Origin of the sequence: Antribacter gilvus (genome assembly GCF_003946865.1) — a bacterium.
GTDB lineage: Bacteria > Actinomycetota > Actinomycetes > Actinomycetales > Cellulomonadaceae > Antribacter > Antribacter gilvus.
This window is the reverse complement of sequence record NZ_QXTH01000008.1, coordinates 25488-51310: the sequence shown is the minus strand read 5'-3', so window position 1 is coordinate 51310 and position 25823 is coordinate 25488. Positions and strand designations below refer to the sequence as shown.

General features: G+C 73.6%; 16 protein-coding genes. All 16 read left to right on the top strand.

The window, feature by feature from the left end; translation table 11 throughout:
• Window positions 1-38 precede the first annotated feature (38 nt).
• The 16 genes from D1350_RS14435 (at window position 39) to D1350_RS14360 (ending at window position 25817) form a co-directional block, all read left to right on the top strand.
• On the top strand, window positions 39-5573 hold the full coding sequence (locus D1350_RS14435; RefSeq protein ID WP_240644109.1) for a rhamnogalacturonan lyase family protein: 5535 nt from the start codon (window positions 39-41) through the stop codon (window positions 5571-5573).
• Window positions 5574-5656: 83 nt separating this feature from the next.
• A complete protein-coding gene (locus D1350_RS14430; protein WP_125776739.1) occupies window positions 5657-6445 on the top strand; it encodes an electron transfer flavoprotein subunit beta/FixA family protein in 789 nt (262 codons plus the stop codon).
• 13 nt (window positions 6446-6458) lie between these two features.
• Window positions 6459-7427 carry an electron transfer flavoprotein subunit alpha/FixB family protein gene (locus D1350_RS14425; RefSeq protein WP_125776738.1) on the top strand — a complete coding sequence of 323 codons (969 nt, stop codon included), beginning with the start codon at window positions 6459-6461 and terminating at the stop codon, window positions 7425-7427.
• Between the two features lie 8 nt (window positions 7428-7435).
• Window positions 7436-8545 carry a HesA/MoeB/ThiF family protein gene (locus D1350_RS14420; RefSeq protein WP_125776737.1) on the top strand — a complete coding sequence of 370 codons (1110 nt, stop codon included), beginning with the start codon at window positions 7436-7438 and terminating at the stop codon, window positions 8543-8545.
• A gap of 188 nt (window positions 8546-8733) precedes the next feature.
• Entirely contained in the window at window positions 8734-10890 is a 2157-nt protein-coding gene (locus D1350_RS14415; protein WP_125776736.1) for a PhoX family protein, read from the top strand.
• Window positions 10891-11021: 131 nt separating this feature from the next.
• A complete protein-coding gene (locus D1350_RS14410) occupies window positions 11022-12269 on the top strand; it encodes a cysteine desulfurase family protein (RefSeq protein WP_125776735.1) in 1248 nt (415 codons plus the stop codon).
• Complete coding sequence (mnmA, locus tag D1350_RS14405) at window positions 12266-13411, top strand: tRNA 2-thiouridine(34) synthase MnmA (protein WP_125776734.1); 1146 nt, start codon at window positions 12266-12268, stop codon at window positions 13409-13411. Before D1350_RS14410 ends, mnmA begins: the two co-directional genes overlap by 4 nt.
• Before the next feature lie 145 nt (window positions 13412-13556).
• The gene (locus tag D1350_RS14400; protein WP_125776733.1) at window positions 13557-14594 is read left to right on the top strand and encodes a uroporphyrinogen decarboxylase/cobalamine-independent methonine synthase family protein; all 1038 of its coding nucleotides are present in this window, start codon (window positions 13557-13559) and stop codon (window positions 14592-14594) included.
• Between the two features lie 100 nt (window positions 14595-14694).
• The gene (locus D1350_RS14395) at window positions 14695-16830 is read left to right on the top strand and encodes a prolyl oligopeptidase family serine peptidase (protein ID WP_125776732.1); all 2136 of its coding nucleotides are present in this window, start codon (window positions 14695-14697) and stop codon (window positions 16828-16830) included.
• A 95-nt stretch (window positions 16831-16925) separates the two neighbouring features.
• Window positions 16926-19592, top strand: coding sequence for a bifunctional acetaldehyde-CoA/alcohol dehydrogenase (gene adhE / locus D1350_RS14390; protein WP_125776731.1), 2667 nt, complete (start codon window positions 16926-16928; stop codon window positions 19590-19592).
• A gap of 439 nt (window positions 19593-20031) precedes the next feature.
• Window positions 20032-21750, top strand: coding sequence for an ATP-binding protein (locus D1350_RS14385; protein ID WP_125776730.1), 1719 nt, complete (start codon window positions 20032-20034; stop codon window positions 21748-21750).
• Window positions 21747-22157, top strand: coding sequence for a roadblock/LC7 domain-containing protein (locus tag D1350_RS14380; protein ID WP_125776729.1), 411 nt, complete (start codon window positions 21747-21749; stop codon window positions 22155-22157). Before D1350_RS14385 ends, D1350_RS14380 begins: the two co-directional genes overlap by 4 nt.
• Window positions 22158-22174: 17 nt before the next feature.
• The gene (locus D1350_RS14375) at window positions 22175-22531 is read left to right on the top strand and encodes a DUF742 domain-containing protein (RefSeq protein WP_125776728.1); all 357 of its coding nucleotides are present in this window, start codon (window positions 22175-22177) and stop codon (window positions 22529-22531) included.
• Window positions 22512-23132, top strand: a complete 621-nt coding sequence (locus tag D1350_RS14370) for a GTP-binding protein (protein ID WP_125776727.1) — start codon at window positions 22512-22514, stop codon at window positions 23130-23132. Before D1350_RS14375 ends, D1350_RS14370 begins: the two co-directional genes overlap by 20 nt.
• A gap of 169 nt (window positions 23133-23301) precedes the next feature.
• A complete protein-coding gene (locus tag D1350_RS14365; protein ID WP_206074547.1) occupies window positions 23302-24594 on the top strand; it encodes a cytochrome P450 family protein in 1293 nt (430 codons plus the stop codon).
• A complete protein-coding gene (locus D1350_RS14360) occupies window positions 24591-25817 on the top strand; it encodes a cytochrome P450 family protein (protein WP_125776726.1) in 1227 nt (408 codons plus the stop codon). The genes D1350_RS14365 and D1350_RS14360 overlap by 4 nt, the downstream gene beginning before the upstream one ends.
• The last annotated feature ends 6 nt before the right edge of the window (window positions 25818-25823 follow it).

Genomic DNA, 25823 nt, shown 5'->3' with positions numbered 1-25823 from the left:
GCACTACACCGCTCAAGGACGAGACCACGAGGTGACCCGTGCACAACCCTCCCGGGGCTGACAGCCCCTTGTCCCCTGAAACCTCCCCGGTCCGGCGAGCGGCCCGCAGCGGCGCCGCCCTCCTCGCCGCGACCGCCCTGGCGCTCCCCGCGGGAGCGGTCGCCGTGGCGACAGCGCTGCCCACGGAGACCGCGAACCTGTCCTGGAGCTTCGACCTCGGTCCCGGGGCCGTCGCCGACGGCTTCACGGCCGTGCTCGACAGCAACCGCTACTCGGCCGAGGCCGGCTACGGCATCGTGGTGCCCGAGGGTGCCACGCTCGCCTCCCGGAACCGCGGCAGCACCGACCCCCTCACGGACGACTTCGTCCTGAGCGCGTCGTGGGGCTTCGCTGTCGACGTCCCGGCCGGTACGTACGACGTGCGCGTCTGGTCCGGCGACAAGCTCGCCGGCACGAGCACCACCAAGACCACGATCGCGCTCGAGGGCGTCACCGCGGGCACCATCTCGTCCCGCCAGGCGGCCACGGAGGCCACCTTCCGCACCACCGTCGACGACGGTCAGCTCACGATCGGCGTCACGGGCGAGGGCGCGGGCGGCTACGTCAACGGCATCGTCGTCACGCCGGCCGCCCCGGACCCGGAGCCCAGCCCCACCCCGACCCCGACCCCGAGCCCCGACCCGACCGTCCCGTCGCAGGGCTCGCTCCCTGCCCCGCAGTCGCTACGGACCGCCCACGTGGCGCCGGGCTCCGCGACGATGCGGTGGAACGAGGTCGCCGGCGCCACGGGCTACGTCCTGAGCCGCGGCGACTCCGTGACCGGCCCGTTCACCGAGGTGGCCCGCACGGGACAGCGTGACGTGTTCGCCACGGACGCCGTCGGCACCGCCGCGGTGCGCTACTACCGGGTGCAGGCGCTCGGCGCGGACGGCGCGGGCGCGCCGTCGGCCGTCGCGGTCGCCACGCTCGAGGGTGTGGCCGCACCGACGCTGCCCGACGACGGCGTGCTCGCCTTCGACCTCGGCTCCGGCACGGTCGCGGGCGGCACCACGGGCATCGACGCCACCACGGCGTACTCGGCCACGACCCGGTACGGGTTCGTCGACCCCGCGCAGGTGACCGCCACCGACCGGGGCGGCGACGACGCCCTCCGGTCCGACTTCGTCACGGTGGGCGACACCGAGCTGGTCGTCGACCTGCCGGACGGTGACTACACGGTGAGCATCGTCGCGGGCGACGCCCAGGGTGCCACCGACATCGCCATCACCGCCGAGCAGATGGTCAAGGTGGCGCAGACCGCCCGGCCCGCCGGCCAGTTCCTCGAGATGTCGTTCGACGTGGCCCTCGTGGACGGGCAGCTCAACCTCGACCTCGGCGGGACGGCCGCGAACCTGGCGGCCCTGACGGTCGCTCAGAAGTCGGCGCGGACGCCGGGCGCCCAGCCCACCGTGTGGGTCACCGGTGACTCCACCGTCCAGACCTACACGGCCGACTACGTGCCGCAGGCGGGCTGGGGCCAGATGATCGAGCGCTTCCTCGCCGACGACGTCACGGTCGAGAACAAGGCCATCGGCGGCCGCTCGTCGAAGAACTTCATCAGCCAGGGGCGCCTCGACGAGGTGCTGCGCCAGATCCGGCCGGGCGACTACCTGTTCGTCCAGTTCGGCCACAACGACAACTCCTACGGCGTGGACGACCGCTACGCGGCGCCCGCCGACTACCGCAACTACCTGCGCACCTACGTGGACGGGGCCGTCCAGCGCGGCGCCACGCCCGTGCTCGTGACGCCCGTGTCGCGGCGCAGCTTCAACGCGGAGACGGGCCAGTTCAACGTCTCGTTCCCGGAGTACGTGCAGCAGGCGAGCGAGCTCGCCGCCGAGATCGGGACGCCGCTCGTCGACCTCTCGGCCTCCAGCCGCGCCTACCTGGACGAGATCGGCCCGGAGGCCGCGAAGTCCGTGTTCCTGCACGTCCCGGCGGGCGTGTACGCGAACCGGCCGAGCGGCACCGTGGACGACACCCACTTCCAGGAGTACGGCGCCATCCAGCTGGCGCGGCTCGTCGCGCAGGACGTCGCGCGGCTGCCGGTCCCGCTCGCGCAGAAGGTCGTGGCGGTCGAGCCGCCCGCAGAGGTCCCGGCCGCGCCGGCCGGCGTCGTCGCGGGCAGCATCTCCAGCTCGAGCGTCCAGCTCACCTGGACCCCGGTCGAGGGCGCCGACATCTACAAGGTGTTCCGCAAGGCCGCCGGCGCCGGGGACGACACCTGGCAGCTCACCACCACGTCCACCCTGGCCCAGGCCGCGGTGACAGGGCTGGACGAGGGCGGCTCGTACGACCTGCGGGTCGTCGCGGTGAACGGCCGGGGCGACTCCGCGCCGTCGGCCACCGTGCGGGTGACCACCCGCGCGGCGATCTACAAGTTCGACGTGCAGCCCGCGGGCGCGCCCGTCATGCCCGGTTATATCGAGGCGAGCGAGCGGTCCCTCTACACGCCGGAGACCGGCTGGGGCTGGCTCACGGGCGGGATGGGCGGCCGCGACCGCGGCGTCGGCTACACCCCGCCGCCCACGGACCTGGAGCGCGACTTCCTCCTGCCGAGCCCGAGCCACACCTTCGCGGTCGACGTCCCGGACGGCACCTACGCCGTCAAGACGTACAACGGCGACTGGATCGGCACGTCGCGCTCCAACGTGCAGATCGAGGGCAAGGACTTCGGCGCCTCGAACGCCGGCCGCGGCGCGGTGAGCGAGAAGGTCAGCCAGCCGGTGCAGGTCACCGACGGGCAGCTCAGCCTCGTGATGACCGGCTCGTCCTCGCGCCTGAACGGCATCGAGGTCACCCCGCTGCTGCTCGCGCCGTCGGACCTCGTCCTGGCGGACCTCACGATCGAGGGAGCGGCGGTCGCCGTCGACCTCACCTGGACGGGGACCGACGACGCCGCGGGCTACCGCGTCTACCGCCAGGCCGAGGGCCAGTCGGCGCCGGTCGCGGTGGCCGACGTCGCCACGCCCGCGTTCACCGACACCACCGCCGACGTGGGCCAGGAGTACCGGTACCACGTGGTGGCGCTCGACCCGTCGGGCCTCGAGTCCGTGCCGACCGACGTCCTGGTCGTCACCACCGTGGACCCGTCGGTGCCGGTCACGGCCGCGCCGGCGAACCTCGTCGTCGGCCAGGTCGGCAAGAACCTCGTGCCGCTCACCTGGGGTGCCGTCGACGGCGCGCTGTTCTACCAGGTGTACCGGGCGGAGTCGGCGGAGGGGCCGTTCGAGTACGTGGGCCGCGCCGCCGAGCCGCGCTTCGACGACACGGACGTGCTGACGACCGTGCCGTTCTTCTACCAGGTCGCCGCCGTCAACGCGGGCGGCGTGTCCGCACGCTCCGCGGTGGTGGAGTCCCCGGCGCCCACGAAGCTCGTCCGCCAGGCGGAGCGCCTCGACCGGTCGCCGGTCGCGGTCCCCGTGGCCGACGGCGTGTACGTGGCCTGGCGCCTGCTCGGCCTCGACCCCGAGGAGATCGGGTTCCACGTCTACCGCGACGGCACCCGCATCACCGACGAGCCGCTCACGGGCAGCACCAACCTGGTGGACCCGGGCGGCAGCGACACGTCGTCGTACCGCGTGAGCACCGTGCTGAACGGCATCGAGCGGTGGGCCACCGTCGACTTCGAGCCCTGGGACGACCAGACGCTCGACGTCCCGCTGGACAAGCCGGCCGACGCCTACGGCAAGGACGGCCAGCCGTACTCGTACCGCGCCAACGACGCGTCGGTGGGCGACCTCGACGGCGACGGCCAGTACGAGATCGTCCTCAAGTGGGACCCGACCAGCTCGCGGGACAACTCCCAGGGCGGGTACACGGGCAACGTCCTCGTCGACGCCTACGAGCTCGACGGGACCCGCCTCTGGCGGATCGACCTCGGCCGCAACATCCGGGCCGGCGCGCACTACACCCAGTTCCAGGTCTACGACCTGGACGGCGACGGCGACGCGGAGGTCACGATGAAGACCGCCGACGGCAGCGTCGACGGCGCGGGCACCGCGATCGGCGACGCCCGGGCCGACTACCGCAACTCGTCCGGCTACGTCCTCACCGGCCCCGAGTACCTCACGGTGTTCGACGGCGGCACGGGCGCGGCGCTCGACACCGTCGACTACCTCCCGGCCCGGGGCGACGTGGGCGCGTGGGGCGACGCGTACGGAAACCGCGTGGACCGCTTCCTCGCCGGGGTGGCCTACCTCGACGGCGAGCACCCGAGCGTCATCTTCAGCCGCGGCTACTACACCCGAACCGTGGTGGCCGCGTACGACTTCGACGGGACGGACCTCACCTCGCGGTGGGTCTTCGACTCCGACGTGGCCGGCGCCGAGCACCGGGGCCAGGGCAACCACGGCTTCGCCGTGAACGACGTGGACGGCGACCAGAAGGACGAGATCGTCTTCGGCTCCCTGACGCTCGACGACGACGGCACGGTCGCCTACAACACCGGCCTCGGCCACGGCGACGCGCTCCACGTCTCCGACCTCGACCCGGCGCGACCTGGCCTCGAGGTGTTCGCGGCGCACGAGGACATGGGCTCGTCGGGCAACCGGGGTGCCACGTTCCGCGACGCCGAGACGGGTGAGGTCCTCTGGTCCATCCCGGCCACCGTGGACACCGGCCGCGCCGCGGCCGGTGACCTCGACGCCCGCTACCCGGGTGCCGAGGGCTGGGCCGTGGGCGGCGACGCCGCCTGGAACTCGCCGGTGGGCCAGATGCACGCCGCGAGCGGCGAGCTGATCGGGGAGGAGATCCCCGCCGCCAACTTCCTGACGTGGTGGGACGGCGACCTCCTCCGGGAGATCGGCGACCACGACTACGACTCGGCCACGGGCACGGGCGTGCCCACGATCGAGAAGTGGGACGGCCCGTCCGGCACGGCGACCGAGGTCTACCGGGCCGAGGGCACGCTGTCGAACAACAGCACCAAGGGCACGCCCGCGCTCCAGGCCGACCTGTTCGGCGACTGGCGCGAGGAGCTCGTCACCCGGACGGGCGACTCGACGGCGCTGCGGATCTCCACCACCGTGGACGTCACGGAGCACCGCCTGCGCACCCTGATGTCGGACCCGGCGTACCGCCTCGCCGTGGCCTGGCAGAACACGGGCTACAACCAGCCGCCGCACACGTCCTACTTCCTGGGCGACGGCATGGAGACCCCGCCCGCGCCGCGGCTCGCTCTCACCACGGCCCAGACGCCGGGCGAGCGGGTCCCCGGACCGGCCACGGCCGCGCCCGGCGAGGTGCGGGTGCGGGTCGACGACGTCCAGGGCGGCACGGTCAAGCTGGAGGCCACCATCAAGCAGGGGGGCGACAACGCGCAGACCATGTCTGTGCTCGTCGACGGCACGCTCGTCGACACCCGTGAGCTCGTGGACGCCACACCGCACGAGCAGCGGGCGAGGTTCGTCGTCCAGGGCCTGGCCAAGGGCGACCACGTGATCGTCGTCGTCGCCGCGAACCAGCACGGCGAGACGTCGAGCAAGCCCGTGACCGTACGGGTCAGGTCCGCGGACGCCGTGCAGGCGCTCTGAACGCGCTCTGACCGGAGAGCCTCGGTAACCGAGGAGTGAGCACCCTACCTTCGGGTCCCCGGACCCGAAGGTAGGGTTGCCGCATGCGCATCGTCGTCACCGTCAAGTACGTCCCGGACATCGCCTCCGACCGAGGATTCCAGGACTGTCGGGTCGTGCGCACGCCCGCCGAGGGCACCATCAACGAGCTCGACGAGAACGCGATCGAGGCCGCCCTCCAGCTGGTCGAGGCCGCGGGGGAGGGCGAGGTCGTCGCCGTCTCGGTGGCCGGGCCCGACGGCGCGGTCGCGCTCCGCAAGGCCTTCCAGATGGGCGCCCACCGCGGCGTCCTGGTGTCCGACGACGCCCTGGCCGGCTCCGACTACTTCGGCACCGCCGCGGCGCTCGCCGCCACGGTCGAGCGGCTGAACGCCGACGCCCCGGTCGACCTCGTGATCACCGGCATGGCCGCCCTCGACGGCCTGGGCTCCGTGGTCCCCACGCTGCTCGCCGCCCACCTCGGCTGGCCGGCGCTCAACCTGGCGAAGAAGGTCGCCCTCGCGGACGGCGCCGTCACCATCACGCGCGAGGCAGACGACGTGACGGAGGAGCTCTCCGCCCGCCTGCCCCTGGTCCTGTCGGTCGCCGACACGGCGAACAAGCCCCGCCTCCCCAACTTCAAGCTCATCATGGCCGCCCGCACCAAGGAGTACGAGACCTGGTCGGCGGCCGACCTCGCGCTGAAGCCCGACGCCGTCGGCCAGGCCGGCGCGCGCACCGAGACGCTGAGCGCGGCCCCGCGCCCGCCGCGCGACGAGGTCGAGCTCGTCACCGACAAGGGTGAGGGCGGCAAGGCCCTGGCCGCGTTCCTCATCCGCAACGACCTCGTCTGAAAGGGCTCCTGCCATGACCAACCGCACCGTCCTGGTCCTGCTCGACCCGGCCACCGAGGTCCGCACCAGCGTCCTCGAGCTGCTCACCATCGCCCGCTCGCTCGGCCGGGCCGAGGCGGTCACGCTCGAGGCCCCCACCGTCGAGGTGCTCGCCCAGCTCGGCGCCTACGGCATCGAGACCGTGCACCAGGCCGAGCTCCCCGCTGCCGTGCGGGGCGACGAGCGCCACCTCCCGGCCGTCGTCGCCGCCGCCCTGGCGGCGGCCGTCCGTCGCACGGACGCCGACGTGGTGCTCGTCCCCACGTCCTTCGCCGCCAAGGAGGCCGCGGCGCTCGCGGCCCACGCGCTCGGCGCGGGCCTCGTCATCGACGCGGCGGGCGTGCACGACGAGGACGGCCGGATCGTCGGCACCAAGCGCGTCTTCGCCGGGTCCTGGGACACCGCCTGTGCCGTCACCACCGACGTGGCGGTGCTGACGGTCCGCTCGAACGCCGTGGTGCCGCAGCCGGTCGAGACGGCGGTGAGCACCGAGGTCGAGGGCTTCACGGCCGAGGTGCCCGAGCTGCCCGTGACTCTCGTGTCCCGCACGGTCAAGCCCCGCACCAGCGGCCGGCCCTCGCTCGAGGAGGCGGCCGTCGTGGTGGCCGGCGGGCGCGGCACCCACGGCGACTTCGGCCCCGTCGAGGACCTCGCGGACGCGCTCGGCGCGGCCGTCGGTGCGTCCCGCGACGCGGTGTTCGAGGGCTGGTTCGACACGTACATCGGGCAGACCGGCGTCACCGTCGCCCCGCGCGTGTACATCGGCGCGGGCATCTCCGGCGCGCCCCACCACCGTGGCGGCATGCAGGCCGCGCAGGTGATCGTCGCCGTGAACAGCGACCCCGAGGCGCCCATCTTCGAGATCAGCGACTTCGCCGTCGTGGGCGACCTGGCCGACGTGCTGCCGCAGGCCGCCGAGGTCATCCGGGCCCACAAGGCCTGACCGGTGCCGTGAGCGTGCCGCCCCTGGTCCCGCACCGTGTCGCCCTCGACGCGGCGGAGCGGCGGCGCGCCTCACGGCACCTGATCCTCGACGGCTTCGGGCCGGAGGCACAGGCGCGCCTCGCCGGAGCCCGCGTCCTCGTGGTCGGCGCGGGCGGGCTCGGCTCGGCGGTGCTGCCCTACCTCGCGGCGGCCGGGGTCGGCACGCTCGGCGTGCTGGACGACGACGTCGTGGACACCTCCAACCTGCAGCGCCAGGTGCTGCACGGGGCGGGAGACGTGGGCCGTCCCAAGACGGCGTCGGCTGCGGAGTCGTTGCGGGCCCTCCGCCCCCGCCAGACGGTCGTGGAGCACCGCGAGCGGCTCGACCCGGGCAACGCCCGGCGGATCCTCGACGGCTACGACCTGGTGGTGGACGGCTCCGACACGTTCGCCACGCGCTACGCCGTGTCCGACGCCGCCGCCGCGCTCGGCCTCCCCGTCGTCTGGGGGACGGTGCTGGGCTGGGACGGGCAGGTCAGCGTGTGGTGGTCGGCCGCGCCCGGCGGCCGGGCCATCACCTACCCCGACGTCTTCGGGCCGCAGCCCGAGGAGGGCGAGTCCTGCGCGACCGCGGGCGTGCTCGGCCCGGCGTGCGGGGTCGTGGGTGCCACCATGGCGGTCGAGGCCGTGAAGCTGCTGACCGGCACGGGCGACGTCGCCCTCGGCCGGGTCCTCGTCTACGACGCGCGCACCTCGGGCTGGGACACGATCGAGCTGGCGCCGGTGGTGCCGATGACCCCGCCGTCGCCCGCCGTCGCGGCCACCGCGCCCGCCGAGCCCGCCCGCGCCCTCGGTGACCCGGTGCACCCGGGCGACCCGTCCGTCGTCGGCCCGGGGGTGGCCGGGCCGGCGCTCCTGCTCGACGTCGGGCTCGTGCCCGGCGCGGTGCCCGGGGCCGTGCACGCGCGGCTGGAGGACCTCGCGGCGGGTGACCTGCCGGCCGAGCTGCTGGCGCACCCCCTGGACGCGCCTGTGGTCGTGGTGTGCGAGCGGGGGCTGCGCTCGCGCGGCGCCGCGACGCTGCTGGCCGCCGAGGGCTGGCGCGACGTCACCGTGCGCGCCCTCCGCCCCGCCTGACGCGCTCTGCCTGACGCGCCCCGCCTGACGCGCCCCGGCGTGCGCTGCGCGAACGTTTCCACACAACCAGCGCCTCCCGGTCACCCGGTGTTCACCTGGGCGTACCGGGCCTTTCGTCGCGAGGTCATCGCCCGCTCCTAGCGTCGGCAGCGTCCTACGGCCCCCCATGCCAGAACCGGAGTCCTCCGATGACGATCGCACCCGAATCGCGCCAGCTGCTTGGCCTGGTGCCCTACGCCCGGGGCAAGCGCAGCCCAGTGACGTGCCGCCTGAAGTGTGCCGACGCGTGCTCGCACCCCGCGTCCAACCAGTCCGCCAACGAGTACTTCCGTGATGTGGCCGGCGCCGCGCTCTCCCGCCGCGCGATGCTGGGTGGCATCGGCGCCGCCGCGGCCGCCGTGGTGATCGTCGCGCAGGTGGGCACCGCTGCCCCCGCCGCCGCCCGCCCCCGTGCAGGCAAGGGCCTTGCGTTCGGCCCGATCGCCTCGCAGCCCGCCGTGACCGACGCGTTCGTGGTCCCCGAGGGCTATTCCTGGAGCCCGATCATCCGCTGGGGCGACCCGATCCTCCCGGGCGGCCGCGCGTTCGACCCCCGCACCCAGTCGCCGGAGCAGCAGGCGCTGCAGTTCGGCTACAACGTGGACTACCTGGACATCCTCCCCGAGGACCCGGCGCACTGCCAGGTCCGTGGCTGGCAGTCGGGCAAGGGCCCGGGCCGCGGCAAGCGGGGTCTGCTCGTCAGCAACCACGAGTACACCAACCCCGGCATCATGTTCGACGCGTCGTACGACGCGCCGACGAAGCGTGCGATCGAGCGCGCCGCGCACGGCATGTCCGTCGTCGAGGTCCGCCGCGAGGGCCCGGGCCGGCCGTGGTCGTACGAGCGGATCAGCCCCCTGAACCGCCGCCTCCACATGGGCACCGAGTTCGTGATCGACGGCCCTGCCGCCGGCTCGCACCTGCTGCAGACGGTCGCGGACCCCACCGGGACGCGTGTGCTCGGCACGCTCAACAACTGCGCCGGCGGCACCACGCCGTGGGGCACCGTGGTGTCGGGCGAGGAGAACTTCAACGGCTACATCCGGGTCAACGGCAAGGACCCGCGTGACGCCCGCTACGGCCTGCGCAACTCCGCCACGGGTTACGGCTGGGAGCAGGACGAGCCGCGCTTCGACGGCAACAACCCGGGTTACGAGAACGAGAGCCGCCGGTTCGGCTGGATCGTGGAGCTCGACCCGTACGACCCGTCGGCCGCTCCGGTGAAGCACACCGCGATGGGCCGCATGAAGCACGAGGGCGCCAACGTCATCCTGTCGAAGGACAAGCACGCGGTGGCCTACATGGGCGACGACGAGGTCTTCGACTACGTCTACAAGTTCGTCTCCTCGGGCACCATGCGCGAGGGCAACAGCGCCGCGGCCCGCGCCCACAACAAGACGCTGCTGTCGGAGGGTGACCTCTACGTGGCGAAGTTCCACGGCAACAGTGCGGGCGAGATCGACGGCTCCGGTGCGCTCCCGGCCGACGGCGCGTTCGACGGCACCGGCGAGTGGATCGCGCTCGTCAAGGACGGCGTGTCCCAGGTCCCCGGCATGTCCCTCGAGGAGGTCCTCGTCTTCACCCGCCTCGCGGGCGACGCCGTGGGCGCCACCAAGATGGACCGTCCGGAGGACGTGGAGCCCAACCCGATCACGGGCCGCATCTACGTGGCGTGCACCAACAACTCCTCGCGCGGCGGCTCGCGCGGCGCGGCCGACGAGGCCAACCCCCGCAACACCAACCGCGACGGCCACGTGGTCGAGATGATCGAGGACGGCGACGACCAGCTCGCCACCACCTTCACGTGGAACCTGCTGATCGTGGCGGGCAACCCGGCGGTCAACAGCACCACCTACTTCGCGGGCTACCCGGCCGACAAGGTCTCGCCGATCTCCTGCCCGGACAACCTCGCGTTCGACTCGGAGGGCAACCTCTGGATCTCCACCGACGGCCAGCCGTCGTCGATCCAGAAGTGCGACGGCCTGTTCAAGGTGCCGCTGACCGGCTCCGAGCGCGGCCACGTGCAGCAGTTCCTGTCGGTGCCGGCCAACGCCGAGACCTGCGGCCCGCTGATCGACGCCGTCGACGGCATGGTCTACGTCAACGTGCAGCACCCGGGCGACGACGGTTCCTACGCCGCTCCGACGTCGTACTTCCCGGACTACCTGGCCGCGGGCGAGCCGGTCCCCGCGGGTGCGTTCCGCGGCCCGCGCCCGTCGACCGTCCAGGTCTTCAAGACCGCCAACGCGCCGAAGCCCGGCGTGTGGCAGGGCCCCGGCCCGTCGCCGTTCCCGCGCGGGGCGTGACCCGGCGCGCCTGAGCTGACCGACGTCGGACGTGTCGCCTCCGCACGAGGCGACCCGTCCGGCGTCGTCGTACCCCGGGCGCGCCCCGGGCCCCGGGATGAACGGGCATCGCCCCGGCGTTCGTAGACTTGATGACCGTGACCCCTTCCGAGCCCGGCGCGGCCAAGCCCGCCGGTGCCTACCTCGACCACGCCGCGACCACGCCCATGTCGGCGGCGGCGCTGGCGGCGTTCGTCGAGCACGCGCAGCTCACGGGCAACGCGTCGAGCCTCCACTCCGCGGGTCGCGGCGCACGGCGCGCGGCCGAGGAGGGGCGCGAGACGGTCGCCCTGGCGGTCGGCGCCCGGCCCAGCGAGGTCATCTTCACCGGCGGCGGCACGGAGGCCGACAACCTCGCCATCAAGGGCATCTTCTGGGGCCGCCGCACGCACGACATGCGCCGCACCCGGATCCTCGTCTCGGCGGTGGAGCACCACGCGGTGCTGGACCCGGCGTTCTGGATGGCCGGGCACGCGGGCGCGGAGATCGTGCTGCTGCCCGTGGACAGCGACGGCGTGCTCGACCTCGACGCCCTGCGCGCCGAGCTGGCGGAGCACGGCGACGAGGTCGCGCTCATCTCGGTGATGTGGGCCAACAACGAGGTCGGCGCCGTGCAGCCCGTGCGCGAGGTGGTGCGCGCCGCCCGGCCCTACGGCATCCCCGTCCACACGGACGCGGTGCAGGCGGTAGGGCAGATCGAGGTGGACTTCGCGGCGTCCGGCGTGGACGCCATGACGATCAGCGGCCACAAGCTCGGCGGGCCTACCGGCGTCGGCGCCCTGGTGGCCCGGCGCGAGCTGGCGCTGGAGGCCGTGCTGCACGGCGGCGGCCAGGAGCGCGGCGTGCGGTCCGGCACCCTGGACGTCCCGTCGATCGCCGCGTTCGCCGTCGCGGTGCGCGAGGCCGTCGCCGGCCGCCAGGAGCGCGCGGCACGGCTCGCGGCGCTGCGCGACCGGCTCGTGGAGCGGGTCCGGGAGGCGGCGCCCGAGGCCATCCTGCGGGGGCCCGACCCCGTCGTGCGTCCGCAGGACCGCCTGCCCGGCAACGCGCACTTCACCTTCCCCGGTGCGGAGGGCGACTCGCTGCTCTACCTCCTGGACTCCGCGGGCGTGCAGGCGTCCACAGGCTCGGCCTGCCAGGCGGGCGTGCCGCAGCCGTCGCACGTGCTGCTCGCCATGGGCGTGCCCGAGGCCGAGGCCCGCGGGGCGCTGCGGTTCTCGCTCGGCGCCACCTCCACGGCCGACGACGTCGAGCGGCTCGCCGTGGCTCTGCCGCAGGTCGTGTCGCGTGCCCAGGCAGCCGGGCTCGTGTCCGGCCGGGCGATGGGGGGTGCGGCATGAGGGTGCTGGCTGCGATGTCGGGCGGCGTGGACTCGGCCGTCGCGGCGGCGCTGGCAGTCGAGGCCGGGCACGAGGTGGTGGGCGTGCACATGGCGCTGTCCCGCAACCGCGACCAGTTCCGCACGGGCTCACGCGGCTGCTGCTCCATCGAGGACGCGGGCGACGCCCGGCGCGCCGCCGACGTGCTTGGCATCCCCTACTACGTGTGGGACCTGTCCGAGCGGTTCGAGGACACCGTCGTGGCCGACTTCCTCTCGGAGTACGAGGCAGGCCGCACGCCCAACCCGTGCGTGCGCTGCAACGAGCACATCAAGTTCGAGGCGCTGCTCGACAAGGCCACCGCGCTCGGCTTCGACGCCGTCGTGACGGGCCACTACGCCCAGGTCGTCACGGGTCCGGGCGGGGCGCCCGAGCTGCACCGCTCGCCGAACGACGCCAAGGACCAGTCCTACGTGCTGGCCGTGATGGGGCCGGAGCGGCTGGCCCGGGCGAAGTTCCCGCTCGGCGGCTTCGCGTCCAAGGACGAGGTGCGCGCCGAGGCCGCCCAGCGCGGCCTGTCCGTCTCCGCCAAGCCCGACTCCTACGACATCTGCTTCGTGGCCGACGGCGACACCCGCGGCTTCCTGCGCTCCCGCCTCGGGTCGCGGCCCGGCACCGTGGTGGACGTGTCGGGCGACGTGGTGGGCGAGCACGACGGCGCCTACGCCTTCACGGTGGGCCAGCGCAAGGGCCTCGCGCTCGGGCGTCCGGCCCCCGACGGCGCGCCCCGCTACGTGGTGGACGTGCAGGTCTCGACCAACACCGTCGTGGTGGGCCCCGCCGAGCTCCTGAGCGTCGACCGGGTCGCGGGCGAGAAGGCGATCTGGCTCTGCTCCCCGGCCGAGGAGGCGGGCCCCGACGGCTGGATCGACGGCGAGGTCCAGGTGCGGGCGCACGGCGCCCCGGTGCCGGCGCGGGTCCGGGCTACGGGCGAGGCGGTGCACCCGGGCGAGGCCGTGCCGCCGTCGGGCACCCCGGGCCTGGAGGTCCAGCTCGTGGGCGACCCGCTGCGCGGCGTGGCCCCCGGCCAGTCCGTGGTGGTGTACCGCGGCACGCGGGTGCTGGGCCAGGCGACGGTGACGGGAGCCTGGCGCTCGCGCTGACCGCGACCCCGCCTAACCCCCTGCCGAGGTAGTCACGTCGTCCGACGGGGTCACTATCTCGGCACGAAGAGCCCGCCGAGGTAGTGACCCCGTCGGACGGACGTACTATCTCGGCGAGGGGTGGCCATCGACGAGGGAGCACAGCATGACGGCAGTCAGCGGGCACGGGCCATGGCCCGGCGGCGAGCGGGACGTGCTCGAGGCGCAGCAGATGGTGCTCGGGGACCTCGCGGACGTGCCGACCGGCGTGGACGCGATCCCGTTCGTCGTCCAGCTGCCCGCGCGCGGCCCCGGCGCCGACCTGCTGGGGCGCACCGCCGCTCTGCTCGACGAGATGCCCGTGGAGCTCGGCCCGCACGGCTGGAAGCTCACCGACAACCCCGGTCTGGACGAGCGGCGGGCCGACGCGTTCCGCGTCGACGACCTCGGCGCCCTCGCCATCGCCGCCTACGGCTACGTGGGCCCGCTCACCGTCGAGCTCACCGGCCCCTGGACCCTGGCCGCCGAGCTGTGGTCGGCGCGCGGCGACCGCGTCCTGGCCGACAAGGGCGCGCGCCGCGCCCTCGCGCTGGCGCTCGCGGAAGGGATCCGCACGCACGTCGCCGACCTGCGGGAGCAGGTCCCGGGGGCCGACGTCGTGGTCCAGCTCTCGGAGCCGCTCCTCGGCCAGGTCCACGCCGGTGTACTGCCGACGTTCTCCGGGTTCAGCCGCCTGCGCGAGGTGCAGGGCCCCGACATCGTGGCCGGCCTCGAGCCGGTGATCGCGGCCGTCCGGGACGTCGGCGCGCGTTCCGTGGTGCACCTCGGCGCCACGTGGGTGGGCGTGCCGCCGGTGGTGCTCGCGGGAGCGGACGCCATCGGCCTCGACGTCGCCGCCTTGGCCCCGGACGGCTGGAACGAGCGGGCGTGGGAGCTCCTGGCCCGCGCCACGGAGCGCGGCACGGGGCTCTGGGCGGGGCTGCCGCCCGTCCGGGTCTCGCAGTGCGCCGGACCCGCGCTGGGCGAGCTGGTCGACCTGGTGGGCGTGCCGTGGCGGCGGGTCGGGCTGCCGGCCGCCGGCCTCGACGCCGTGACGCTGCTCGGCGCGCACCGGCGCAGGCTCGCCTCGGTGGACGAGCACCGCGCCGAGCTCGCGAACCTGGGTCGCGTCGCGGAGGCCCTCGCGGAGCGCGCCAGCGCCTGAGCCGGCGCCGCACGGGGCCCGGGGCGGCCGGGGTGGCCACGGCAGCCCCGGGCGGCCACCACGGCCGGGACCGCCTGCCACGCCGCGTAGGGTGCTGCGCATGAGTGCTGAGCCCGCCCAGATCGCCACCCCGATCGACCCCGCCGCTCCCGACCCGTTCACCTGGCTCGAGGAGGTCGAGGGCGCGCAGTCCCTCGCCTGGGTCCGCGACCGCAACGCCGAGAGCGCCGCCGCGCTCGGCGGCGACCTCTTCGCCGCGATCGAGGACGAGGTCCGCGAGGTCCTCGACTCGGAGGCCAAGATCCCGCACGTGTCCGAGGTCGGCGGCCACTACTACAACTTCTGGCAGGACGCCCGGCACGAGCGTGGCCTGTGGCGGCGCACCACGCCGGAGTCGTACCGCACCGAGTCCCCCGAGTGGGAGACGGTCCTGGACCTCGACGCCGTCGCGGAGGCCGAGGGCAACTCGTGGGTGTGGCACGGCGCGAGCGTGCTGCGCCCGACGCCGGAGCGGCTGGCGGCCGGCGAGCCGTTCCGGCGGGCGCTCGTGGAGCTGAGCCCGGGCGGCTCGGACAGCGACGTGACCCGCGAGTTCGACCTCGTCGAGAAGCGGTTCGTGGAGCCTGCCGAGGGCGGCTTCCGCCGCGAGCAGGCCAAGGGCGGCCTCTCGTGGGCCGACGAGGACTCGGTCTACGTCTTCACGGACCTGGGCCCGGGCACCCTGACCCCCGCGGGCTACCCCCGCACGGTGCGGCTCTGGCACCGGGGCACCCCGGTCGAGGAGGCCGCCCCGGTCTACGAGGGCACGGACGAGGACATGTACATCAGCGCCCGCCGCTCCCGCACGCCGGGCTTCGAGCGCGACCTCGTCTCCCGCGCCATCGCGTTCTACCGCAGCGAGACGTACCTGGCGACGGCGCCGGGCACGCCCGAGCAGACGCTCACCAAGATCGACGTCCCGGACTCCGCGGAGGTGGGCCTGCACCGCGAGTGGATGCTGGTCGAGCTGCGTGACGACTGGACCGTCGACGGCCGCACCTTCGCCGCCGGCTCGCTCCTCGCCGCCGCGTTCGACGAGTTCCTGGCCGGCTCCCGCGACCTCGCGGTCCTGTTCGAGCCGACGGCGACGACCTCGCTCGCCGGGGCCACCTGGACGCGCCACCACCTGGTGGTCAACGTCCTGGACGACGTGAAGAACCAGCTGCACGTGCTGACCCCGCCTGCGTCGGGCGCGGGGGAGTGGGCGCGCAGCGAGCTCCCGCTGGGCGGCGAGCTGCTCACGGTGGGCGTCGGCGCCGTCGACCCGGTCGACAGCGACGACGTCTGGGTGGTGACCACCGGCTACCTGACGCCGTCCACCCTGGCACGCGTCACCGTGACCGGCCCCGAGGGCCGGCAGGCCGCGCCCGAGGTACTCAAGCAGGCCCCGGCCTACTTCGACGCGGAGGGCCTGGTGGCCCGCCAGCACTTCACGGTGTCCGACGACGGCACGCGCGTCCCGTACTTCGTCGTCGGCCGGGCGGACCTCGTGTCGGGCGAGGGCGGTCCCGCGCCCACCCTGCTGTGGGGCTACGGCGGGTTCGAGCACGCGATCCTGCCGGGCTACTCGGGCACCGTGGGGCGCGCGTGGCTGGCGCGCGGCGGGGTGTACGCGGTGGCGAACATCCGCGGCGGCGGCGAGTACGGGCCGTCCTGGCACCAGGCAGCGCTGCGGGAGCGGCGCCACCGCGCGTACGAGGACTTCGCCGCGGTGGCGCGCGACCTCGTCGCCCGCGGCATCACCGTGCCGGAGCGGCTCGGGATGGAGGGCCGGTCCAACGGCGGGCTGCTGGCCGGGAACATGCTGACGCAGTACCCGGACCTGTTCGGCGCCGTGATCGTGGGCGTGCCGCTGCTCGACATGAAGCGGTACTCGCACCTGCTGGCCGGGGCGTCGTGGATGGCCGAGTACGGCGACCCTGACACGGACGACTGGGAGTTCATCAGGGCGTTCTCGCCGTACCACCTGTTCGCGGCGGACGGGGACTACCCGCCCGTGCTGTTCACGACGTCCACGAAGGACGACCGCGTGCACCCGGGCCACGCCCGCAAGCTGGCCGCGCTCATGCTCGAGGCGGGCAAGGACGTGACCTACTACGAGAACATCGAGGGCGGTCACGGCGGCGCGGCGAACAATGCGCAGGCGGCCCACATGGCGGCGACGCACTGGACGTTCCTGTGGGGGCGGCTGGGGTAGCCGCCGGGGTGGCGTGATCGACGCCACCCCTCCTCCTCTTGTGGTCTGACCACACTTCGTGAAGACTTTCACATGTCAGAGGAGGAGAGAGGGACGTGAGCACCAAGACCCAGCCAGACCCCGCGGCCGCCGCCGTGGACGCCCTCGTGCAGCGAGGCCTCAAGGCCCTGCGCGAGTACGAGACCTTCACCCAGGAGGACGTGGACCGCATCGTCAAGAAGGCGAGCGTGGCGGCCCTGCACGAGCACGGGAACCTCGCGCTGATGGCCGTCGAGGAGACCGGCCGCGGCGTCTTCGAGGACAAGGCGACCAAGAACATCTTCGCCTGCGAGCACGTCACCCACTCGATGGCGAACCTGCGCACCGTGGGCGTCGTCGGCCGGGACGACCTCAACGGCATCGTCGAGATCGCCGAGCCCGTGGGCGTCGTCGCGGCCCTCACGCCGGTCACCAACCCCACCAGCACCGCGATCTTCAAGGCCCTCATCGCCCTCAAGACCCGCAACCCGATCATCTTCGCGTTCCACCCGAACGCCCAGCGCTCCTCGGTCGCCGCCGCCCGGGTCGTGCGCGACGCGGCGGTCGCCGCCGGCGCCCCCGAGGACTGCGTCCAGTGGATCGAGAGCCCGAGCATGGGCGCGACGCACGCGCTCATGCACCACGACGGGGTCTCCCTCATCCTCGCCACGGGCGGCAACGCGATGGTCCGCGCCGCCTACAGCGCAGGCAAGCCCGCGCTCGGCGTGGGCGCGGGCAACGTCCCCGCCTATATCGAGCGGACGGCGAAGCTGGGCCGCGCGGTCAACGACGTCGTGCTCTCCAAGGGCTTCGACAACGGCGTGGTCTGCGCCTCGGAGCAGGCGGTCATCATCGACACAGAGGTGTACGACGACGCCCTGGCCGAGTTCGCGCGCCTGCACGCCTACCGCGTCACCCCCGACGAGAAGGCGCTGCTCGAGGACCTCGTCTTCGGGGTCCGCGCGGACCACGTGAGCTGCGCGGGGGCGCGGCTGAACGCGGCAGTGGTGGGTCGGAGCGCGCAGTGGATCGCGGAGCAGGCGGGGTTCTCGGTGCCCGACGACACGTCGGTGCTCCTCGCGGAGATCTCCTCCGTGGGGCCGCAGGAGCCGCTCAGCCGCGAGAAGCTCAGCCCGGTGCTGGCGGTCCTGCGCGCCGAGAGCACCGACCACGGCGTCAGCCTCGCGCAGCAGATGGTCGAGTTCGACGGCCTCGGCCACAGCGCCGCCATCCACACGCAGGACGAGGCGCTCGCGGAGCGCTTCGGGCACGCGGTCAAGGCGGTGCGCATCCTGTGGAACCAGCCGTCGGCGCTCGGTGGCATCGGCGACATCTACAACGCCCTCATCCCGTCGCTGACCCTGGGCTGCGGCTCGTACGGCCACAACTCGGTCTCGAACAACGTGTCGGCCGTGAACCTCGTCAACGTCAAGCGCGTGGCCCGCCGCAACAACAACATGCAGTGGTTCAAGGTCCCGCCCAAGACGTACTTCGAGCCCAACGCGATCCGGTACCTGGCGGACATGCCCGGCGTCCGGCGTGTCACGATCGTCACCGACACGGTGATGAGCGGCCTCGGCATCGTCGACAAGGTGCTCGACGTGCTGAACCGCCGGCCCGACAAGGTGGCCGTGCAGATCATCGACCAGGTCGAGCCCGAGCCGTCGGTCGGGACGGTGGAGAAGGGCGCGGAGATGATGCGCGACCACCGCCCCGACACGATCATCGCGATCGGCGGAGGCTCGCCGATGGACGCGGCCAAGGTCATGTGGCTCAAGTACGAGCACCCCGAGGTGAGCTTCAGCGACCTGCGCGAGAAGTTCTTCGACGTCCGCAAGCGCGCGTTCACGTACCCGACGCTCGGCACGCTCGCCCAGCTCGTGTGCGTGCCGACGTCGAGCGGCACGGGCGCCGAGGTGACGCCGTTCGCGGTGATCACGGACCAGTCGACGGGCTACAAGTACCCGCTCGCGGACTACGCGCTGACGCCGTCCGTGGCGATCGTCGACCCGGTGCTGACCGCGACCATGCCGGCGAGGCTGGCTGCCGACTCGGGCTTCGACGCCCTGACGCACGCCACCGAGGCGTACGTGAGCGTGTACGCGAACGACTTCACGGACGGCCTCGCGCTCCACGCGATCAAGCTGGCGTTCGAGAACCTGGAGCAGTCCGTCACCGGACGGCCGGACGACCCCGCCACCGAGGTGGCGCGCGAGAAGATGCACAACGCCGCGACGATCGCGGGCATGGCGTTCGGCAACGCGTTCCTCGGGATCGTGCATGCGATGGCCCACACCGTGGGTGCGACCTTCCACCTTGTCCATGGCCGCACCAACGCCGTGTTCCTGCCGCACGCCGTCCGCTACAACGGCCAGGTCCCGGCCAAGGTGACCGGCTGGCCCAAGGCTGAGCGGTACGTGGCGCCCGAGCGGTACCAGGAGATCGCCCGCCACCTGGGCCTCCCGGCGAGCACCCCCGAGGAGGGCGTGGAGTCCTACGCCCGGGCGGTGGAGGAGCTGCGCGACGCCGTCGGCATCGAGCGGTCGTTCCAGGCGCAGGGCGTCCCGGAGGACGAGTTCGTCGCGGGGCTCGACGCCCTCGCGATGCGCGCCTACGAGGACCAGTGCGCCCCGGCCAACCCGCGGCTCCCGATGCTGGCGGACATGAAGGACATCATGACCGCCGCCTACTACGGCACCTCGCGCGAGGAGGTGCGGGCGGCCCGCCCGGCCGCGGCGGCGTAGCGCCCCCTGAGCGACCCGACCCCGCCGGCCGTCCCCTCCGGCGGGGTCGGGTCTTCGGCGGTTGTGGCGACGCATATTGCCCTTTCTTGACTTTAGATGTCAAATCGGGGAATTCGCCCTTCCAGGCGGCCGGATTGGCGGACGAGAAGTTTCTTCGCGAGTTCCCCGGCGCGCCGCCGCCTCGGTTCGCGGGCGTGGTGCCGGACGAACCGCCAGGCCAGGCCGTTCCTGGGTCGCCGGGGCGTGCGAGGGCTGCTCGTCACATCACGCGAGAGGGTTCCCCGGGCGTGTCGGGCTGTGGTAGAAAACCATCCCGACGGGGTATTCGCCCTGTTCAACCGCGTTCGCGGTGAAGCTCGCGCGATCTTCACGGCACACCCGCCTGCCGCGGGTGCGGTTCCGACGAAAAACCTTTGGGAGGACCGGCTCGGTGAGCTCGATGTCTTCTAACCCGCCGGGCCGGTTACGACAGGTCGCGCCCTGGGTGAGCGTGGTCGGCGTCGTCGCCTACGCCGTGGTCACCCCGGTGCTGTACCTCAAGACCGGCATGGGCGCCGAGTGGCTCGCGTGGTTGGTCGGCGGGGCAGCTGTGCTGCTGGCCGTCGTCGCCGCGCTCGTCTCCGCCCGCAGCGTGCGAGCCGACGAGGAGGAGCACCGGCGCCTGCTGTACCGCGCCCGGAGCGCCGAGGCGAACGCCGAGGCTCGTCGCCTCGCCCTCGACTCACTCGTCAACGGCCAGCTCCAGGCGTACTTCGACGGCGCGCCCATGCCGCCCCAGCCCCCGCTCGAGGACGAGGTCGCCCGCGGCTACCTCGACGAGGCGGCCACCGCGATCATGCGCGTGCAGGACTCGCGTCTCGCCCGCCGCGACGCGGTGCAGGTCGCGGTCGTGGCGCTGGGCCGCAAGGTCCAGGCGTCGGCGCACCGCATCCAGGAGGAGGCCGCACGCATGGTGCAGCGGCACCCCACGGACCCCGACATCCTGCAGACCTCCATGCGCGTGGACCACGCCGCCGCCCAGCAGGCCCGCCAGGCGCAGAGCCTCGCAGCCCTCTGCGGCGAGTGGCCGGGCCAGCAGTGGAACGAGCCGCTGGCGCTGCCCGACGTCGTCAAGGGCGCCTCCGGGCGCATCACCGCCTTCCACCGCGTCGAGGTCTCCGGTGACCCGGGGGTCGCCGTGTCGGCCCGCGTCGTCGAGCCCCTGATCCACCTGGTGTCCGAGCTGCTCGCGAACGCGACCCAGTCCTCGCCGCCCACCACGCAGGTCCTCGTGTCGCTGCGCCAGGTGCAGCGCGGAGCCGTCGTCGAGATCGACGACTGCGGCGTGGGCCTCGACACCAAGCAGCTCGACCAGGCACGGGAGATCGCGTCGGGCCGCAAGGCGGTGAGCATCGTCGACCTGGGCGAGATCCCGCAGACCGGCCTCGCCGTGGTGGGCACATACGCCCGCCGGCACGGCTTCCGCGTGGACATCACCGAGTCGGTGTACGGCGGCCTGCGGGCGATCGTCATGATCCCGGCGGAGCTCACCGAGCCGCTCGTCCCCGCCGGCATGGTGACGTCAGGCACGAGCCTGCCCGAGCCACGCCAGTCCGCGGTCGCGACGGTCCATTCCGTCCCGACGGTCCCGTCGGTGCCCGCCAGGCAGTCTCCGGCCGCTGTCCCCACGGTGCCGAGCCTCCCTGCCGCCCGCGCCGTCACGGAGCCCGCCGCCGGGCCGCTCGCCGAGGAGGAGACAGTGCGGACCGACGACGCCTGGCCGGCCGAGAGCCTGGTCGAGAGGCCTTCCGGGCCTGCCACCGTCACGCTCCCCGCGGTCGTCCCCGCGGAGGCCGACGGCGGCACGCAGGCCGAGGAGGAGACGTACACGGCTCCGCCCGCCCCATCGGCCACCGCCGAGAACCCGCTCCTGCGCCGCGGCCGCACCCCGGAGGACGACGAGTTCGCCGATCCCGCCACGCTCCCGCAGCGGCGCTCCCGCAGGGGGGAGGACGCGCCCGGCGTCCCGGCCCCGGCCACCCCGTCTCGCCCCGTCCGCCAGCAGAGCGCCGAGGAGGCCGGCCAGTGGATGGGCGCCTTCTTCAGCACCGGTGAACCGGGCGGGGCACCACACAGCAGCACGTCAGCCGATGCTGACATGACTTCGGAGGACCGATGACCACACAGGCTGACGAGACCACTCACGCCGACGGCAACAGCTGGATGCTCGAGCTCATCAGCGGGGTGCGCGGGGTGCGCCACGTCGTGGTGCTCACGTCCGACGGCCTCCTCAAGGTCCGGACCGACAACACGCCGCTCGACGTGGCGGACAAGGTCTCGGCCGCGTGCGCCGGCCTGGCCGCCCTCGGCGTCGGGATGAGCCGGGAGTTCGGCACCGGCGACACCATCCGCCAGGTCGTGGTCGAGTTCGAGGGCGGTTTCCTCTTCGTCCGGGGTGCCGGCGACGGCTCGCGGCTCGCCGTGGTCACCGAGGCGACCATCGACCCGGCGCTCATCGCGCAGCAGATGCAGGCGCAGGTCCTCATGATCGGGGAACGCACGCTCGGCACGGACGCGCTCGCCTGAGGCCGGGGAGGAACCGCATGAGGGACGACGAGGAGTACCGCGACCACCCGGTCCGGTCCTACGTGCTCACCTCGGGACGGGCGCACCCGACACGCAACACCCTGCGGCCCGAGACGCTGCTCGTGGCGGTGGACGGACGCCCGGCCCCCGCCACGGCGAGCGGGCAGCAGCGTGAGCTGCTCCGGCTGTGCCGGGGGACGCTCGCCCTGGCCGAGGTCGCCGCCTACCTCGGCCTGCCGGTCAGTCTCGTCGCCGTCCTGGTGTCCGACCTGGTCGACACCGGTCACCTCACGATCCGTTCCAACCACCAGGCCCACGCGCTGCCCAGCCGGGACGTCCTGGAGAAGGTGCTCGATGGACTCCGTAACCTCTGAACAGCCGGTCCGCTCGTCGCAGCACCTGGCCCCGACCGTCGCACGGTCGGTGAAGGTGCTCGTGGTGGGAGCCTTCGGCGTGGGCAAGACCACCCTCATCGGGTCGGTGAGCGAGATCGAGCCGCTCCGGACCGAGGAGGTCATCACGACGGCCAGCGTCGGCGTCGACCCCGTGGCGGGCCACGGCGAGAAGACGACGACCACCGTCGCCATGGACTTCGGGCGCGTGACCGTGAGCCCCGAGGTGGCGCTCTACCTCTTCGGCACGCCCGGCCAGCGCCGGTTCTGGGACCTCTGGGCGGGCCTGGCCGACGGCGCCGTGGGCGCCGTGGTCATGATCGACACCCGCCACCTCGAGGACAGCTTCGAGGTGCTCGACCAGCTCGAGCTGCGCACCACCATGCCGTTCGCGGTGGTCGTGAACGAGTTCCCCGACGCGCCGCAGTACCCGGTGGAGCGGCTCCGGGCCGCTCTCGACCTGCTGCCGTCGACGCCGATCGTGAAGTGCGACGCGCGTGACCGGACGTCCGCCGTGCGGGTGCTCGTCGCGCTCGTCGAGCACGCCCTGACCTTCCCGGTGTTCCAGAAGGTCCTGGCGTGAGCGCGACCCCGGCGGTCGTCGAGCCGTCCTGAGGACGAGCTGCCGTGGTCGCGCCATCCCCAGAGTCTTCCGGTGACGTTCCGCCCGCAGGGGGCGGGGGCGGTTGCCGCCGGGTTCGTGCCGGGGGCGCCGCCGCCCGGTGACCCGACCTCCTCACGAAGGAACACCTGTGACCGAGACCGAGGACTCGTTCCTCCACCTCACCGACATCCCCGACCGCACGCCGCTCGTCTCCGTCACCGGTGCCGACGACATGCACGCGGCGCTGGCCGGGCTGCAGGCACGCTGGGGCATGGTCGCCCCGGTGGACCTGGAGCCCGGTGTGCCCGGCTGGCTGGTCCTGGGCCATCGCGAGATCTGCGACGTGATGCGCAACGAGGGCCTGTTCTCACGCGACCCGCGCAACTGGCGGTGGAACTACGAGCGGCTCCTGCCTGCGGGCTCGTCGCTGCGCTCCATGCTGTCGCCCGGCCGCCGGGCCGCCTACTACGAGGACGGCCCCGAGCACCGCCGGCTCCGGGCCCCGCTCGACGACGCCTTCGGGTCCCTCGACGAGCCGCGCACCGCGGCGATGGTCCGGGAGATCTGCGAGGGCCTCATCGGGCAGTTCGGGCCCCGCGGGCGGGCCGACCTCATCTCCGAGTACGCCATCGCGGTGTCCTTCCTCTCGGTGGCCGGCATGTTCGGCTTCCGCGAGAAGGACGGGCTCGCGCTGCTGCGGTGCGTGGGCGAGATCTTCGGCCACGGCGGCGACCCGGAGACGGGCCTGGCGGAGATGGACCGGATCGTCCTGGACCACGTCCGGGAGCGGCGCGCCCGACCCACCGAGGACCTGACGACCGTCCTGGCCGCCCACCCCGCCTTCGAGGAGGACGAGGAGGTGGTGCACTCCCTCGTGGTGGCCATCTGCGCGGCGAACGAGATGCTCGTGTCCTGGATCGCGGCGACGCTGCGGCTCATCATGACCGACCCGCGGTACACCGGCCGGGTGTCGGGGCCCCGTCGCGGGCTGGACGACGCCCTCGACGAGACCCTGTGGCGCGAGCCGCCGATCGCGAACCTCCCGGCGCGCTTCGCGCTGACGGACTGCGAGCTGGGCGGTCGCGTGGTGCGGGAGGGCGACGCCCTGGTGATGGGCGTGGCCGCCGCGAACGCCGACCCCCGGGTGCACACCGAGGACGAGTGGTTCGAGACCGGCAACCGGTCCCACGTGTCGTTCGGCGTGGGACCGCACGCCTGCCCCGCGCCCCGGGCGGGGCGGTTGATCGTGAAGATCGCCGTGGAGAGCCTGGTGCAGCGCCTCGACCTGCGCCTCGCAGGCCCGGACGTGACGTGGGCGCCGTCGCCGTGGTCGCGCTACCCGGCGGCGATGCCGGTGGTCTTCACGCCCACCACGGGCGCCGCAGCCCACGGCAGGCGCCGCGTTCCCCGGGAGCCCGCCTCGTCGATCGGGGGAGCGTGACGACGTACCAGGAGCGGCTCGAGGACGTGCCGCACAGGGTCCGGCTGGACGAGGTGACCGGCGCACCGGACCCGCGCGAGCTGTACGCGCGCCTGCAGCTGCAGTGGGGCCCCGTGGCCCCGGTCGACCTGGAGCCGGGCGTCCCGGCCTGGCTGGTGCTCGGCCACCGGGAGGTCAGCGCGGTCCTGCGCAACGAGCTCCTGTTCTCACGGGACTCGCGGACCTGGCGGTACGTCGCCGAGCACGGCCCGGACCCGGCGTCGGCGGTGCTCGGGCTGCTGGCGCCCCGCGAGAACGCGTACTACGTGGACGGCGCCCACCACCGCCGGCTGCGGGCGGCGATCGACGACGCCCTCGCGGAGCTGGACGAGAGCCGGCTGGCGCGCACCACGTCGGCCACGGCGCACGCCGTGCTGGACCGCCTCGCCTCCCGCGCCGAGGTGGACCTCGTGCGCGACTACGCCGTCGAGGTCCCGGTCCAGGTCCTCGGCGAGGTGCTGGGGCTGAGCCTCGTCGACGCCGCGCGCATGCGGGACCTGGTCCAGGCGCAGCACCGTGGCCTGGAGGCGGCGCAGGAGGCGTCCGACGAACAGCTCATGCTGCTCGTCGAGCACGTGGCCGCCCACCGGGCCGAGCCGGCGGGCGACCTGACCGCGTCGCTGATCGACCGGCCGACGCTGGCCAACGACATCGAGGTCCAGGCGGCGATCGCCCTGCTGTTCACCATCGGGCAGGAGGCCGGGACCGCGTGGATCGCGAGCGTTCTGCACGCGCTCCTCACCGACGAGGCGTTCGTCGCGCGGTTCCAGGGCGGGCGCATCGACTTCGAGGGCGCGCTGGACGAGGTCTCCCGCACCACGCCGCCGATGACCCACGTCCTTCCGCGGTTCGCCCTCTCCGACTGCGAGCTGGGCGGGCGGCTCGTGGCGCGCGGGGACGCCGTCGTGCCCGCGCTCGCCGCGGCGAACACGGACCAGGCGGTGCACGCGACGTCCGAGCCGTGGCTCGAGGCGGACAACCGGTTCCACCTGACATGGGGCGCGGGCGCGCACGCGTGCCCGGCGCACCGGGCGGCCACCATCATCACCCGCACCGCGGTGGAGGTGGTGCTGCACCGGGCACCGGAGATGGGGCTGACCGTCGAGCCCGGGGCGATCGGGATGACGCCGTCGCCGTGGACACGCCGCCCGAGCAGGCTTCCCGTGCTGCTCCGGGCGGCGTGACCCGCG